We start from the raw sequence: 14,590 nt of genomic DNA on the forward strand, positions 1-14,590 counted from the left end.
TACTGGTACAGGTTCGGAATACAGAAAGCATTGGATGGCCTTGGAATCAATGGCTTGGTTGGTGATATGTGCGTCGAACAACTATGAGTTTGGCTGCGCAGACTTGTCTATTCACAAATTCCTTACCGAATTGCTTCTGTTGGCGTCTGATGCGCGTTTGCATCGGCCCGGTGATGCGCAGCCGACACCTGCAAATATTCTGTGCTCGGCTGTGACATTTGCGCAAAAATCTGCCGAAAATTCCCCCTTGAAAAGGTGCCTATGAAACACTTCTTGGCCGTGGAATCCGATTGTGTCATAAATTCCGCATCTGGGATGGGAAAAAATTAAGACAGCGCGCGTAACATCGTGCGCAGGCAGGAACAGTACGGGACGAACCAAAATGACCAAGAGCAGTTCCTCGGGCTTGACCCGACGTGCCCTATTGGGTGCGTTTGCAGCAACAGCAGTCGCAGCAGCACCCACCTACTCCAAAGCAGCAGGCTTTTTGCGCGGCGGCGGCGATATCCGTCGCATTCGCATGTATTCCGGTCGCACGGGCGAACGGTTGGACATGATTTATTGGGTCGATGGTAAATATATCAAGGACGCAGTCAAAGAAGTGAACCATTTCATGCGCGATTGGCGCACGGATCACGTAAAATCCATCGATTTACGCACGATTGATATCATGGCGGCATCACACAACCTTCTGGATGTCAACGAACCTTACATGTTGCTGTCGGGCTATCGCTCCCCCCAGACCAACGCCATGCTCCGCGCCCGCTCTCGCGGCGTCGCCCGGAAGTCGCTTCATATGAAGGGACAAGCGGCAGACCTGCGCCTGTCTTCCCGCTCCGTCTCGCAGATGGCTAAGGCTGCTATGTCATGCCGGGCCGGCGGTGTCGGTCAATATAACGGGTCCAATTTCGTGCATATGGACTGCGGTGTCGTCCGCACCTGGCGCGGCTAAGACAGCGACTTCGCGATCTCGGCTTATATGACAGGGGTTTGACGGGGGCGGCCAGTTACATCCCCGCGTCTCCCCCTCCGCCGCCGGCATCACCGCCTCCGGTGTCATTGCTGGATGCTGTCGCCGCAGTGGAATTGCTGGTCTCACGAGACTTTTCATCGCCGACGTCAGCGGGAACACTGGAACCGGAAGCATTGTCGCTTTCTGAATCATCATCGCTTTCGGGTTCTTCATCATCGGTCAGCTTTCCAAGGATAAACGCCAGAATTACGGCGACCAAGATCCATCCTAAAACGCTTGAAGCTGAAACCCCGGTAATCGCGCTACCCAATAGTGCTACAATCACGACAACGATTATCAGCTTCTTATTTGAAGAGATGACTTTCACATTCCTTCCTCCATTTGAGCTGACGCGCGCCAGCCTCGTTCGGAAAGTGTACATCAAAAAAACCACTGCTTGAGGGGTTAAGCCTCAAAATGATTGTCAGGATTGTTCGCGTGGTGGCAAGCGGGCGAAAAACAGAGGCGTGCAGACACTATCCATGGCCCGAAAGGGTATTCGCATGGAAAATATCCCGAGAGGGGATCAGCCAGGGCACCTTTCGTAGTTTCAACACTAGATGCTGTTTGGAACTGTTGTAAGCCAAGATGTTTCGGGCGCTGGAAACCGAAAACGCGAAAACTAAAGAAGCGCTTGACCGGGGCAGATGTTGAATAACGCTATGCTGCGGCATATCCCCGGAGCAGCGCAAGACCCTTGTCCTTCATTAGCGATAGCTATGCGGCCCGGGAACTTCTCCCAATTTGGTGCAGAAGTTCCTGCTTTGCCCAATAAACCTTAGAAATATGGCGATGGTGGCGCACCTGAGAGGATTCGAACCTCTGGCCTCTGCCTTCGGAGGGCAGCGCTCTATCCAGCTGAGCTACAGGTGCCTTGGCCGTTAGCTAACCTTGTTCCAATCCGGGTGCAACTGAAAATCGTGATTGTTGCACCCTCTTTGAAACCAAAATCAGGCGAAAAGATCATGCGCCAATTCAAGCGCTTCGATCAGTGTGTCGACCTCATCCGTCGTGTTGTAGAGACCAAAGCTGGCACGGCAGGTCGCCGTGACGCCCAGGTGATCCATAAGCGGGCCCGCACAGTGATGCCCGGCGCGGACGGCAACCCCTTTTTTGTCCAGAATCGTGGATACATCATGGGCATGGCCGGCCCCGTCCAGCGTAAAGCTGAAGATGGCTGCCTTGTCTGGCCGCGTGCCCTGAACCTGAAGCCAGTTGAGACCGCTCAGGCGCTGCATGGCATAGTCCCGCAGGCCGGATTCATGGGCGGCAATGTTGTCCATTCCCAAATCCATCATGTATTCCAGCGCAACGCCCAGACCGATGGTTTGGACAATGCCGGGTGTTCCGGCCTCGAACTTCATCGGCGGGTCGTTGTAGATCACCTGATCCTTGCTGACCTCTTTGATCATGTCACCGCCACCGACAAAGGGGCGCATCTCGGCCATGCGTTCGGACTTGATGTAGATCGCACCCGACCCCGACGGGCCATACAGCTTGTGGCCGGTGATGGCGTAAAAGTCGCAACCGATGTCCTGCACGTTCACCGGCATATGCACCGCGCCCTGACTGCCATCAACCAGCACCGGGACGCCCCTGGCATGTGCACCTTCGGTGATGGCTTTGACATCCACGACGGTACCCAGAACATTGGAACATTGCGTCACGGCCACAAGTTTGGTTTTCGGGCCGATCGCATCGATTACCGCCTGCGGATCCAGCCCCCCGTCAGCGTCCACATCCACCCACTTCAGAACAACGCCCTGCCGTTCCCGCAGGAAATGCCAGGGCACGATGTTGGCGTGATGCTCCATGACGCTCAGGACGATCTCATCCCCGGCTTCCAGGCGCGGCATGGCCCAGCCATAGGCAACAAGATTGATTCCTTCGGTCGTTCCTGAATTCAGAACGATCTCATCCTCGTTCGATGCCCCCAGGAAACGGGCGATGATCCCCCGAACAGCTTCGTATTTCTCGGTCGACAGATTGGACAGATAGTGCAATCCACGGTGAACATTCGAATACTCTTCGGAATAGGCACGGGTCACCGCATCGATGACGACCTGAGGCTTTTGAGCCGACGCACCGTTGTCCAGATAGGTCAACGGCTTGCCATTCACCTGACGTGACAGGATCGGAAAGTCAGAGCGAATTTTCTGCACATCATACATGATACGGTTTTCCTAGACAGGCGCGGCCGGTGTTAAATACAGGACGAAGGGAACCGCAATCAGGGCTGACAACAGAATTACGGCGAAGGACTTCCAAAGGGATCCGAATTGATGCGCTTCGTTCAGGAAATGAAGCGTGATGTAAAGGCTCAGGATCGCCGTCGCGAACAGCATTATCATCATCAGAAACGGCATCGTCAGGCTTAGAACAAGGGTCATGATAAGGGCGACGATTTGCAGGAACTGCAACCACACCGTCAGGACCATCAGATCGTCAAAGCTTGCTGTGCCGCCTATTGCTTTTCCGACGACGAAGAACGCGAGGATGCTCAGCAGCATTGCTCCGGCGGATCGCAGCAAAACAACGGGGATACTTTCGGGAGGCGGTGCGATCTGACCTTGCGGCACGGGGACCGACAAATCGATTCCCAACTGGACGAGACAGTTCAAAACCACTGCCAGCGCAAAGGCCAGCCACAACCCTTCCCGCCCCGGTTTCAGGGACAACAACTGGCGGGCGGCTTGGTCGGGGCTTCTGATCGTCAGAACCGCCAGAGCGCCGAGGGAATTGATAGTCATGCAGCGGACCTTTGTACTTGTCTCAGACCGGATAACCAGAACCAGACAAAAACAGCAACCCAGGCGATGCCCACAATTGTCAAAGCGGGCCCGGGCCCGATGAACCCGGCAACCAGACCATTCAACAAGACTAGGGGGGCGGATGCCAATAACGCCCAGAACAGGGCAAGTCGTGCGCCATAAGCAGTGCCCTGCCCGCCCGCCATCCGCGCCGCCCAATAGGAAATCAGCGCCAGCGTGTAGAAAAACAACGGCAGTATGAACACCGACCCCAGCAAAGCACCGCCCAGAAGCATGTTCAGCTCGACGCCTTCAAGATGCGCTTTGCGGGCAAGGCTGGGCATTTGCGCGACAAAGGCCACAACGCAAAACGCCATGACAAACACCAGTGCCCTGTCTTCCCGCTGACCCATTTCAAGAAGCCGGCGCACCACGCGCCCCGGCCCCCGGTATGTGGCCAATATGTCAGACGAGACGGCCATCAGCTACGACGCGCCAGCCACCCTTCCAGACGGCTTACGATCTCTTCCGCCAAGGCGCTGTCTTCGATCTCATCCACCGCTTCGGCAAGAAAGGCCAAAGTCAGCATATTGGTTGCGTCCTTGACCGGCACGCCACGGGACCGCAGATAGAACAGCGCGGTTTCGTCGATCGCACCCGAGGTCGAGCCATGCGAACACGCCACGTCATCGGCATAGATCTCAAGCTCGGGCTTGGCGAGGAACTGGCTGTCATCATCCAGCAGCAACGATTGGCTGATCTGGTAACCGTCGGTTTTCTGTGCGCCTTCCTTCACAAGGATCTTGCCCTGAAACACGCCGGTCGCCCCGTTGCGCAGCACTTTCTTGAACACCTGACGGCTTTCGCAGTTTACCGCATCATGGGTGATGAAAACCGTGTCGTCATGATGGAAGTCTCCATCGCCAACACAGGCCCCGGCCACATGGGCCACCGCGTCATCGCCTGTCAGCTCGACGACCTGCTCATTGCGGGTCAGCACGCCATTCACTGTCAAAGTGAAGGATTTATAGACAGACTCCGTGCCCAGACGGGTAAACATATGGGTCGCGGCCCGGCGTTCATGGTCCCTGCCCTGGGCGCGCACATGGTGCAGCGTGCCCTTGTCGGCGATGTCGATCTCCATGCATTTGTTGAAGCGTGACGCAGCCGGGCCGGTTTCCAGAATGGTGGCCTCGGCCCCGCTTTCCACGCGAATGACGTGGTGCAGGATCGCATCCGAGGTCGGCGATGCATGACGATAGACCAGGTTGATCGGTTTGGACGGTTTGCCGGTGACATGGATGGCCACACCATCCGACGCAAAAGCCGTGTTCAGCGCCGCCAGCGGACGCTGGACCGGAGACTGACCGCGCGTCTCAAGCACGCCATACAGGTCTTTCGCCCAATGAATGTCCTTGCAGCAGATATCCTCGAGCCGGTCGATGGTCACGCCTTCCAGCGTCAGGTCGTCCGACTCTTCGGCGCTGAATTCACCGTCCACGAAGACGATGTTCAGCCGGTCGAGTCCGCTGAACATCAACGGCTCATCATCGGCAAACACCGCAGCCGGAGGCGCGTCTGGCGAGATCAGAGTGTCCGGTTGAGTGTATTTCCAATATTCGTCACGCCGTCCGGGCAGACCAGTTTCCAGAACACGGGCCAGCGCGTCTTCGCGCGCGGCGCGGGTGCATCCTGCGTCGGGCATGGTCAAGGCAGACAGCCGGGCCTCGGTCGCGGTTTGTTTGACTTCGGGCAAGGCCATCAGTTTACCTCGGCAAGAATGTCGGCATAACCGTTGTTTTCAACCTCGAGCGCCAGATCTGGGCCTCCGGTTTTGACAATGCGGCCATCGGCCATGATGTGCACGACGTCGGGCTTGATGTGATCCAGCAGGCGCTGGTAATGGGTGATGACCAAGAACCCGCGACCTTCATCGCGCAGCGCATTCACACCTTCGGCGACCAGCTTCATCGCATCCACATCCAGACCCGAGTCGGTTTCGTCCATGATGCACATCTTGGGTTCCAGCATGGCCATTTGCAGGATTTCATTGCGCTTTTTCTCACCGCCCGAGAAGCCCACATTGACCGGACGCTTGAGCATATCCGCGTCGATCTTCAGCGTCTTGGCCTTGGCACGCACTTCCTTGAGGAAATCAGCGGCGGACAGCTCGTCCTCACCCCGCGCCTTGCGCTGTGCATTCACGGCGGTGCGCAGGAAGGTCATGTTGCCCACGCCCGGAATTTCGACTGGGTACTGGAAAGCCAGAAACACGCCGGCAGCGGCGCGCTCTTCCGGTTCCATCTCCAGCAGGTCCTCGCCATCCAGCGTGGCAGAACCCTCGGTCACTTCGTACCCGTCGCGGCCCGACAGCACGTAGCTGAGTGTTGACTTGCCTGACCCGTTCGGCCCCATGATCGCGTGTACCTTGCCGGCTTCAACCGTCAGGTCCACACCCTTTAGGATCTGCTTGTCTTCTTCTTCAAGCTTCACGTGCAGATTCTTGATTTCCAGCATTTTTTATCCTTTTGCGTATCGCAGGGGGCACCGTGGCCCCGAAACCTTCTTATCCCAGCAACTTGCGGATCAGACGCGCGACGATCCAACCCAGGATCGCCCCTCCGCCAACCGCCCAAACCGGGTTGATGAATTCCATGTGGTTGATGTTGACGTAAGCCATACCCAGCAGACCGCCAAGAACCGGGAACGCGTAACCCAGCCAGGTCAACACGTCTTCTTTCCGGATGCCGCTTCGTGACGCCCGCGTCATCAGCCGACCGACCCTTCCAGCGAGATTGCCACCAGTTGCTGCGCTTCCATGGCGAACTCCATCGGCAGTGCTTGCAGAACGTCCTTGCAGAAGCCGTTGACCACCAAAGCCACGGCCTCTTCTTCATCCATGCCGCGCTGACGGCAATAGAACAGCTGATCGTCATCCACCTTGGATGTCGTCGCCTCGTGCTCGACACGAGATGAGTTGTTTTTGACCTCGATATACGGAACCGTATGCGCGCCGCATTTGTCGCCGATCAGCAAGCTGTCACACTGGGTGTAGTTGCGGCTGTCCTTGGCCTTCGGATGCATCGAGACCAGACCGCGATAGGTGTTCTGCGCCTTGCCCGCACTGATGCCCTTGGACACGATGCGAGACTTGGTGTTCTTGCCCAGATGAACCATCTTGGTGCCGGTATCGGCCTGCTGATAGTTGTTGGCAATCGCGATCGAATAGAACTCACCCTGGCTTTCGTTGCCGCGCAGGATGCAGGACGGGTATTTCCACGTCACGGCCGAGCCGGTTTCGACCTGCGTCCACATCACCTTGGACCGGTCGCCCCGGCAATCGGCGCGCTTGGTCACGAAGTTGTAGATGCCGCCCTTGCCGTTCTCATCGCCCGGGAACCAGTTCTGAACGGTCGAGTATTTCACTTCGGCGTCTTCTTCGACAATGATCTCGACCACGGCCGCGTGCAGCTGCGCGGTGTCGCGCTGGGGCGCGGTGCAGCCTTCCAGATAGGACACGTACGAACCTTTGTCGGCGATGATCAGCGTGCGCTCGAACTGGCCGGTGTTTTCGGCGTTGATGCGGAAATAGGTGCTCAGCTCCATCGGGCAGCGGACACCGGGCGGAATGTAGACGAAGGACCCATCCGAAAACACGGCCGAATTCAAAGTCGCATAAAAGTTGTCCGACACCGGAACCACAGTGCCCAGATACTTCTTGACCAGCTCAGGATGTTCCTTGATCGCTTCGGAAATCGAACAGAAAATCACACCGGCCTTTTTCAGTTCGGCCTGAAAGGTCGTGCCGACGGACACCGAGTCAAACACCGCGTCCACAGCAACCTTGCGCCCCTCGGCCGGAGCATCCTCAGCACCTTCGACGCCAGCCAGAATCATCTGTTCTTTCAAAGGGATACCAAGCTTTTCGTATGTGGCCAGCAGCTTGGGGTCGACATCGTCCAACGACTTGGGTTTCTCTTCCATCGATTTCGGACGCGCATAGTAATACTGGTCCTGAAAATCGATCTTTGGATAAGTGACCATGGCCCATTTCGGTTCTTCCATCTTGGTCCAGCGTTCAAACGCGGCCAGACGCCACTCGGTCATCCATTCCGGTTCTTCATTCTTTTCCGAGATCAGACGAACGATGTCCGGGTTCACACCTTTCGGCGCGTACTCCATTTCGATGTCCGTGTCCCAGCCGTATTTATAGGTTCCGACCTCGCGCACCGCATCCACGGTTTCCTGATCGACACCCTCTTTCACCTGGGTCTGGTCCAAAGCGGCCATAACTTGCCCTCCGTCAGATCACGCGGCGCGCGCGCGATGCTTTTTCTCTTTCTCAAGCCACGTTTCGGCGAAACGCAGCACATCTTCTTCCGTTGTCCGAGGTCCCAGCGATACGCGGATTGCGCTGCTGGCTGTCACCTCGTCGTATCCCATTGCGGTGAGCACCGCGCTGGCACGAACCTTGCCGCTTGAACAGGCAGAGCCCGCACTGACCGCAAAACCCGACAGATCCATCTGCATGACCTGGGTCTCACCTTTCCAGCCGGGGGCGGCAAAACACAGGGTGTTCGGCAGGCGTTGCCGCCCTTTCCCGACAAAAATAGGTGATTTTACAGCAGCCTCAAGAGCGTTTTCTAGAATATTTCTAAATTCCTCGACCTGCTCCCAAACGCCATTGGCCAGATCCCGCATCGCAGCTTCAGCTGCGGCGCCGAACCCCGCGAAACCAATGACATTTTCGGTTCCTGACCTGCGGCCCATTTCCTGGCCGCCCCCCTTGATCTGTGCCGCCAGATCGGTTCCGCGTTGCATCACAACGGCACCGACACCCTTTGGACCGCCCAGTTTATGCGCCGAGACCAGGGCCATCTGGGCATTCATCCAGTTGAACGCGACGGGCAGCTTTCCAAAAGCCTGTGTGGCGTCTGTCACGGCCAGGCCGGACGGCAGTGTTTGAACAATCCCCGTCTCTGAGTTTGCCAGTTGCAATGTCGACATTTCAGGCGCGATTACCTGCACGTCTCCGGCCTCGGAAACCGTAAGATCCTCATTGATCCAAGATCTTACCGCGTCATGTTCAATCGCCGCGCCGTGCAATTGGCGCCCCGACAATGCCAGCGCCGCACCTTCGGTTGACCCAGATGTAAAGACGATATCCGCCCCATCCGCCCCAAAGGCCGATGCAATTTGGGCCCGAGCGCGCTCTATCAAAGCTTTGGCGGCCCGACCTTCCGCATGAACCGACGAGGGATTGCCGCAGACATCCATCGCCGCAATCATCGCGTCCCTCGCTTCGGGGCGCAGCGGCGTTGTTGCATTGTGATCCAGATAAACACGTTTCATGGATACATCTTTTTGCCGGCAGACTTCATTTCATATACCGCCCGTTCAGATCATTCATCTACAACAGAGAACAGGCTCGGCACGGCCGGGCACGGGGCGAGGTCGTTCTTGATCACATCTGACAAACGGGTTTGATGCAGGAACACATAGACATGCGCGCTGAGACTTTCCCAAAGCCGATTGGTCAATGATTGAGCGCGGCTGCCGGACGAGGCCCCGGACGCGCCTGCCCCTTTTTGCAGCGCATCAACGGTTTCGTCCACGGCGGCCAGAATTTCGACGACACGAATTTCGGATGCCGGGCGCGCCAGTCGATACCCGCCACCGGGCCCCCGCACGGAAGACACCAAGTCCGCCCGGCGCAGTTTGACGAAGAGCTGCTCGAGATATGGTAACGAAATGTCCTGCCTCTCGGAGATTTCTCCAAGCGTCACCAGTCGTTCCGTCGGCTGGAGCGCAATATCCGCCAGGGCGACCATTGCGTAACGCCCTTTGGTCGACAGCTTCATTCCATGTCCCCTTTCAGCAGGATTTGCGCGAAATCATTGACGCCGACGTTGCCAGTGCGTATCTCCGACTGACAGCGCTGGTATGCGCCAAGCAATGTAATTAGAACCGTTCTAAGGTGCCCGACGATTATCGTCAAGTATATCCGGGCATCGGCACGAAAAAGACAGGACCAAAGCACACATGCCCGAGGTGATTTTTCCCGGACCCGAAGGCCGCCTGGAAGGCCGCTACCACCCGCAAAAGGAAAAAGACGCACCGATCGCCATCGTGCTTCACCCGCACCCTCAGTTCGGCGGGACCATGAACAACAAGGTGGTCTACAACCTGCACTATGCCTTCTACAACATGGGCTTCACCGTGTTGCGCTTTAACTTCCGCGGTGTCGGTCGCAGCCAGGGCGAGTATGATCAGGGCGTGGGCGAGCTGAGCGATGCGGCGTCGGCGCTGGATTACCTGCAATCGATGAACAACAATTCGAAACACTGCTGGGTCGCAGGTTTCTCGTTCGGTGCATGGATCGGTATGCAACTGCTGATGCGCCGCCCTGAAATCACGGGGTTCATCAGTGTATCGCCCCCTGCAAACATGTATGACTTTTCGTTCCTTGCCCCCTGCCCGTCTTCCGGCCTGATCATCAACGGCACGGCTGACAGGGTGGCGCCACCGGCTGACACGACCTCGCTGGTGAACAAGCTGCACGAGCAGAAGGGAATCACCATCACGCACACCGAAGTGGAAGGTGCAGATCACTTCTTTCAGGATCGTCATATGGACACGCTGATCACCAATGTCAGCGACTATGTGAAACGCCGCCTGACCGAGAACACCCGCTGATGTCCGACACCATCACATCTCTTGCCGCCAAACTGGCCGAAGATACGATGAAGGTTATGGATGAGACAGGCGAAGACAGGTTCTTTGTCGAAGTTGGTGAAGTGCTCGGGGCCGCTTCTCAGTCTCTGGAAGAGGCGTTTCTGACGGAAATTCGTGTTCGGTTGGCTGAGCGGAAAGCCAGGCAGTTCGTGATCAAACGCTTGTCTGCGCATCGCGCAAAGCAGAAGGCGATCGAAAAGCAATGACCGACCGTATGTCGGCGCAAATCGCGTTTCTGAAACGGGCCGACGAACTGAAAATGGTCGAGCGGGCAAATGTCCTGCTTGACCAGTCCAGACCCGAAAATTCGGCAGAGCACAGCTGGCATCTGGCCTTGTGGGCCCTGGTCATGGCCCCGTTGGCAGGGCCGGATGTCTCGATTGATCGGGTCATACGTATGCTATTGCTGCATGACCTGGTTGAAATCGTTGTCGGCGACCACCCAATTCACCTTGAGACCGATTGGACCTCGGTTGCCAAGGCCGAGCAAGCTGCAGCCAAAGATCTGTTTGGGCTGTTGCCAAAGGATCAGGCCGATACGTTTCACGCTGTCTGGCGTGAATTTGAAGAGGATCAGACCGCCGACGCCCGATTTGCCAAGGTTCTGGATCGTTGTCAGCCACTGTTTCAGGTTCTGTGTGCCCCGAACCCCGTTCCGGATCACGTGGACATAGCGCGTTCAAATCTCGAAGGCGGTCGCGCCGCCTATCTGGAACAGGTTTTTCCATTGGCCTACGAGCACGCCGCAAACCTGCTGGCTGGTGCAAATACGCAGGCCAACGCGTTTACGCAACGGCTGGCGTTTCTGACCGAAGCTGATCAGCTGAAGTCCGTTCTTCGTGCCTCGCGGCTGATGGAGGGTGATCGTTTCGAAAACTCGGCAGAACACTCGTGGCACATCATGCTCTACGCCTGGGTCCTGGCTGAAAATGCGCCCCCCGGGATCAGTGTTGATCGGGTCCTTCAGATGCTGTTGCTGCACGATATCGTCGAAATCGACGCCGGCGACAATCCGATCCACGGGCAGGTCGATCACGCAGCGCAAGCAGCCAAGGAACAAGCGGCGGCCAAGCGCTTGTTCGGACTGCTGCCCGACACCCTATGCAACACTTTCACTGCCCTGTGGCAGGAATTTGAAGCGGCAGACAGCCCGGACGCCAGGTTCGCCAAAGCCGTTGATCGGTTTCAGACACCTGTCGCCAATCTGGAAACCGGCGGCGGGTCGTGGGTCGATTACAAGGTTACATATGCCCAGCTTGAGGCGCGCGTTCAGCCTGCGATTGCAGCAGGTTCCCCTCGGCTGTGGGATTGGCTGCAACCGCAACTGGCTGCACACTTCCAAAGCGTCGAGACTGTACACCCCTAGACAGAAAAGAAAAAAGGAGCCCGACGGCTCCTTTTTCCCTGCTAAGCTCTACGTGGTATTTAAAAAACACTACTACCATCAAACTGTTGAACCATGTTGGCTGCTTCAACTTCGACGGACCCCCCGTCAGCAAGCCACCCAATCACCACTATCAGACCCGCAGCAAATATTACGGATTTCGAAAATGTCGTCATAACTCAATACTCAAAAACAAATCCTAAAATACGCTGAGAAGATTACACTAATTCGATTCTCTGAATAGTCAGGTATACCTGACCTCAGGTGGTTTTCTTCCATCTTCAGATTCAAAATTGCCTTGCCCACTCCTTCGGTTTCATGCTCAACGCGGGGTATCTTTCCTGTTTCGAGGATCAAAATGCCCCAAGCGTATCTGTTTCTGATGCTGGCTGTTGTTGCGGAAACCATCGGCACCACGGCCTTGCAGGCCAGTCAGCAATTCACGCGGTTCTGGCCGTCCGTCCTTGTGGTCGTGGGGTACGGAGTCGCATTTTATCTCATGGCGCTGACACTGAAATACATGCCTGTCGGTATCGTTTATGCAATCTGGTCCGGTCTGGGCATCTTTCTGATCGCCGTGATTGGGTTCATCGTGTTCGGCCAAAGGCTGGATTGGCCTGCAATCCTGGGATTGACGTTGATCTTGTCCGGAATCCTGATCATTCACCTCTTTTCCAAGACTGCCGGTCACTGATCCACGGTTAGGGCTGGTATATTTTGTCGCGCCGCGCTATGCGCGCGGCAACTTCCCGTTCAAAGGCTGACCTCTCATGGACCTGCGCAATATCGCAATCATCGCTCACGTGGACCACGGCAAGACGACCCTGGTGGATGAGCTGCTCAAACAATCCGGCGCGTTCCGGGAAAACCAGGCCGTGGCGGAACGCGCCATGGACAGCAACGATCTGGAGCGCGAGCGCGGCATCACCATTCTGGCCAAGGCAACTTCGGTCGAATGGAAAGACACGCGCATCAACATCGTCGACACGCCGGGCCACGCCGATTTCGGTGGTGAAGTCGAGCGTATCCTCAGCATGGTCGATGGCGTTGTCCTGCTGGTTGACGCGGCCGAAGGCCCGATGCCGCAGACCAAGTTCGTGACGTCGAAAGCCTTGGCGCTGGGCCTGCGCCCGATCGTGGTTCTGAACAAGGTCGACAAGCCGGATGCGGAGCCTGATCGCGCATTGGACGAATGCTTTGACCTGTTTGCCAACCTCGGCGCCGATGATGATCAGTTGGATTTCCCGGCCATGTATGCCTCGGGCCGTTCAGGCTGGGCGGATATGGAGCTGGACGGCCCGCGCAAGGACCTGAGCGCACTGTTTGATCTGATCGTCGATCACGTTCCTGCCCCGAAACAGATCGCGCATAAGGGTGAGCCGTTCCGGATGCTGGCTACCACTTTGGGCAGCGATCCATTCATCGGCCGCATTCTGACGGGTCGTGTGGAAAGCGGCACATTGAAAGCTGGCGACAGCCTGAAAGCCCTGAGCCGTGACGGATCGTTGATCGAAAACTTTCGCGCCTCAAAAATATTAGCATTCCGCGGGCTGGCTCAGCAACCTATCGATGTGGCCGAAGCCGGTGACATCGTCACCATCGCCGGCATGAGCAAAGCCACCGTGGCGGATTCTCTGGTTGCTCCGCAGGTCGAAGAAGCCCTGCCTGCACAGCCCATCGACCCGCCGACGATCACCGTAACTTTCGGTATCAACGATTCACCGTTGGCCGGTCGTGACGGCAAGAAAGTTCAGTCACGCGTCATCCGTGATCGTCTGATGAAAGAAGCCGAATCGAATGTCGCGATTCGCGTCACCGACACACCCGGCGGCGAGGCTTTCGAGGTCGCCGGCCGTGGCGAATTGCAGATGGGCGTTTTGATCGAGAACATGCGTCGCGAAGGGTTCGAGCTCAGCATCTCGCGCCCGCAGGTTCTGTTCCGCGAGGAAAGCGGCCAGCGGCTGGAACCGATCGAGGAAGTCACCATTGACGTAGACGATGAATACTCGGGCGCCGTGATCGAAAAGATCACTGGGGCCCGCAAAGGTGAGTTGGTCGAGATGCGCCCGGCAGGTGCAGGCAAGACCCGCATCATCGCGCATGTACCGTCCCGTGGCCTGATCGGTTATCACGGCGAATTCCTGACCGATACCCGCGGCACAGGCGTTCTGAACCGCGTGTTCCATGACTGGGCGCCGCACAAAGGCCCGATCCCGGGCCGCCGGGCTGGGGTTCTGATCTCGATGGAGAACGGTCAGGCCGTCGCTTATGCTCTGTGGAACCTCGAGGAGCGTGGCCGGATGTTTGTTGGTCCTCAAACGGATGTCTATCAAGGTATGGTGATTGGCGAGCATTCTCGTGACAATGATCTGGAAGTGAACCCGCTGAAGGGCAAGAAACTGACAAACGTACGCGCCAGTGGCTCGGACGACGCAGTTCGTCTGACGCCACATGTTCAGTTCTCGCTAGAAGAGGCAATTGCCTATATTGACGACGATGAACTGGTCGAAGTCACCCCGAACGCGGTGCGCTTGCGCAAGCGTTTTCTTGACCCGCACGAGCGCAAGCGGATGGCCAAGTCGGCCTGATTTACCTGGCAGACCGCTGCCGCAATCGGAAACAATTGCCCAAGTGTGGCAATTTTGCGTCCAAACGGACAAAAGATGAAAACCGGACAACCGGGCAATACGCCCGGTTTTCTTCTGAAAA

General features: G+C 57.0%; 16 protein-coding genes and 1 tRNA gene. 6 read left to right on the plus strand and 11 right to left on the minus strand.

Annotation, left to right across the window (positions count from 1 at the left end; all coding sequences use genetic code 11):
• Nucleotides 1–382 precede the first annotated feature (382 nt).
• Complete coding sequence (gene mepK / locus ACR3E6_RS13645; protein WP_171632409.1) at nt 383–952, plus strand: peptidoglycan L,D-endopeptidase MepK; 570 nt, start codon at nt 383–385, stop codon at nt 950–952.
• A 55-nt stretch (nt 953–1,007) separates the two neighbouring features.
• On the opposite strand, the gene ACR3E6_RS13650 is transcribed toward mepK, so the two are convergent.
• The 11 genes from ACR3E6_RS13650 to iscR form a co-directional block, all read right to left on the minus strand.
• Nucleotides 1,008–1,340, minus strand: coding sequence for a hypothetical protein (locus ACR3E6_RS13650; protein ID WP_171723259.1), 333 nt, complete (start codon nt 1,338–1,340; stop codon nt 1,008–1,010).
• A gap of 468 nt (nt 1,341–1,808) precedes the next feature.
• A tRNA-Arg gene (locus ACR3E6_RS13655) sits at nt 1,809–1,885 on the minus strand.
• Between the two features lie 77 nt (nt 1,886–1,962).
• Complete coding sequence (locus tag ACR3E6_RS13660) at nt 1,963–3,183, minus strand: cysteine desulfurase (RefSeq protein WP_209833097.1); 1,221 nt, start codon at nt 3,181–3,183, stop codon at nt 1,963–1,965.
• A 12-nt stretch (nt 3,184–3,195) separates the two neighbouring features.
• Complete coding sequence (locus tag ACR3E6_RS13665) at nt 3,196–3,762, minus strand: YIP1 family protein (protein WP_480487589.1); 567 nt, start codon at nt 3,760–3,762, stop codon at nt 3,196–3,198.
• Entirely contained in the window at nt 3,759–4,244 is a 486-nt protein-coding gene (locus ACR3E6_RS13670; protein ID WP_171723257.1) for a YIP1 family protein, read from the minus strand. The genes ACR3E6_RS13665 and ACR3E6_RS13670 overlap by 4 nt, the downstream gene beginning before the upstream one ends.
• Nucleotides 4,244–5,524 (minus strand): SufB/SufD family protein, encoded by a 1,281-nt coding sequence (locus tag ACR3E6_RS13675; protein ID WP_480487591.1) that lies wholly within the window; start codon nt 5,522–5,524, stop codon nt 4,244–4,246. Before ACR3E6_RS13675 ends, ACR3E6_RS13670 begins: the two co-directional genes overlap by 1 nt.
• Nucleotides 5,524–6,279, minus strand: coding sequence for a Fe-S cluster assembly ATPase SufC (gene sufC, locus ACR3E6_RS13680; RefSeq protein ID WP_152458012.1), 756 nt, complete (start codon nt 6,277–6,279; stop codon nt 5,524–5,526). Before sufC ends, ACR3E6_RS13675 begins: the two co-directional genes overlap by 1 nt.
• Nucleotides 6,280–6,328: 49 nt before the next feature.
• Entirely contained in the window at nt 6,329–6,532 is a 204-nt protein-coding gene (locus ACR3E6_RS13685; RefSeq protein ID WP_171362846.1) for a hypothetical protein, read from the minus strand.
• Nucleotides 6,532–8,052, minus strand: a complete 1,521-nt coding sequence (gene sufB, locus ACR3E6_RS13690; RefSeq protein ID WP_171204775.1) for a Fe-S cluster assembly protein SufB — start codon at nt 8,050–8,052, stop codon at nt 6,532–6,534. Before sufB ends, ACR3E6_RS13685 begins: the two co-directional genes overlap by 1 nt.
• 18 nt (nt 8,053–8,070) lie before the next feature.
• Nucleotides 8,071–9,114 carry a cysteine desulfurase family protein gene (locus tag ACR3E6_RS13695; protein ID WP_480487594.1) on the minus strand — a complete coding sequence of 348 codons (1,044 nt, stop codon included), beginning with the start codon at nt 9,112–9,114 and terminating at the stop codon, nt 8,071–8,073.
• A gap of 50 nt (nt 9,115–9,164) precedes the next feature.
• On the minus strand, nt 9,165–9,623 hold the full coding sequence (iscR, locus tag ACR3E6_RS13700; protein ID WP_152458016.1) for a Fe-S cluster assembly transcriptional regulator IscR: 459 nt from the start codon (nt 9,621–9,623) through the stop codon (nt 9,165–9,167).
• Nucleotides 9,624–9,804: 181 nt separating this feature from the next.
• Here iscR and ACR3E6_RS13705 point away from each other — a divergent pair, with 181 nt between their 5' ends.
• The 5 genes from ACR3E6_RS13705 (at nt 9,805) to typA (ending at nt 14,469) form a co-directional block, all read left to right on the plus strand.
• The gene (locus tag ACR3E6_RS13705) at nt 9,805–10,458 is read left to right on the plus strand and encodes an alpha/beta hydrolase (RefSeq protein WP_152458017.1); all 654 of its coding nucleotides are present in this window, start codon (nt 9,805–9,807) and stop codon (nt 10,456–10,458) included.
• The gene (locus ACR3E6_RS13710; RefSeq protein ID WP_152458018.1) at nt 10,458–10,703 is read left to right on the plus strand and encodes a hypothetical protein; all 246 of its coding nucleotides are present in this window, start codon (nt 10,458–10,460) and stop codon (nt 10,701–10,703) included. Before ACR3E6_RS13705 ends, ACR3E6_RS13710 begins: the two co-directional genes overlap by 1 nt.
• Entirely contained in the window at nt 10,700–11,863 is a 1,164-nt protein-coding gene (locus ACR3E6_RS13715; RefSeq protein WP_480487597.1) for an HD domain-containing protein, read from the plus strand. The genes ACR3E6_RS13710 and ACR3E6_RS13715 overlap by 4 nt, the downstream gene beginning before the upstream one ends.
• A 376-nt stretch (nt 11,864–12,239) precedes the next feature.
• Nucleotides 12,240–12,575 (plus strand): DMT family transporter, encoded by a 336-nt coding sequence (locus ACR3E6_RS13720; RefSeq protein ID WP_171723251.1) that lies wholly within the window; start codon nt 12,240–12,242, stop codon nt 12,573–12,575.
• A 76-nt stretch (nt 12,576–12,651) separates the two neighbouring features.
• The gene (gene typA, locus ACR3E6_RS13725) at nt 12,652–14,469 is read left to right on the plus strand and encodes a translational GTPase TypA (RefSeq protein WP_480487599.1); all 1,818 of its coding nucleotides are present in this window, start codon (nt 12,652–12,654) and stop codon (nt 14,467–14,469) included.
• The last annotated feature ends 121 nt before the right edge of the window (nt 14,470–14,590 follow it).

Source organism: Ruegeria sp. AL3, from assembly GCF_056536065.1.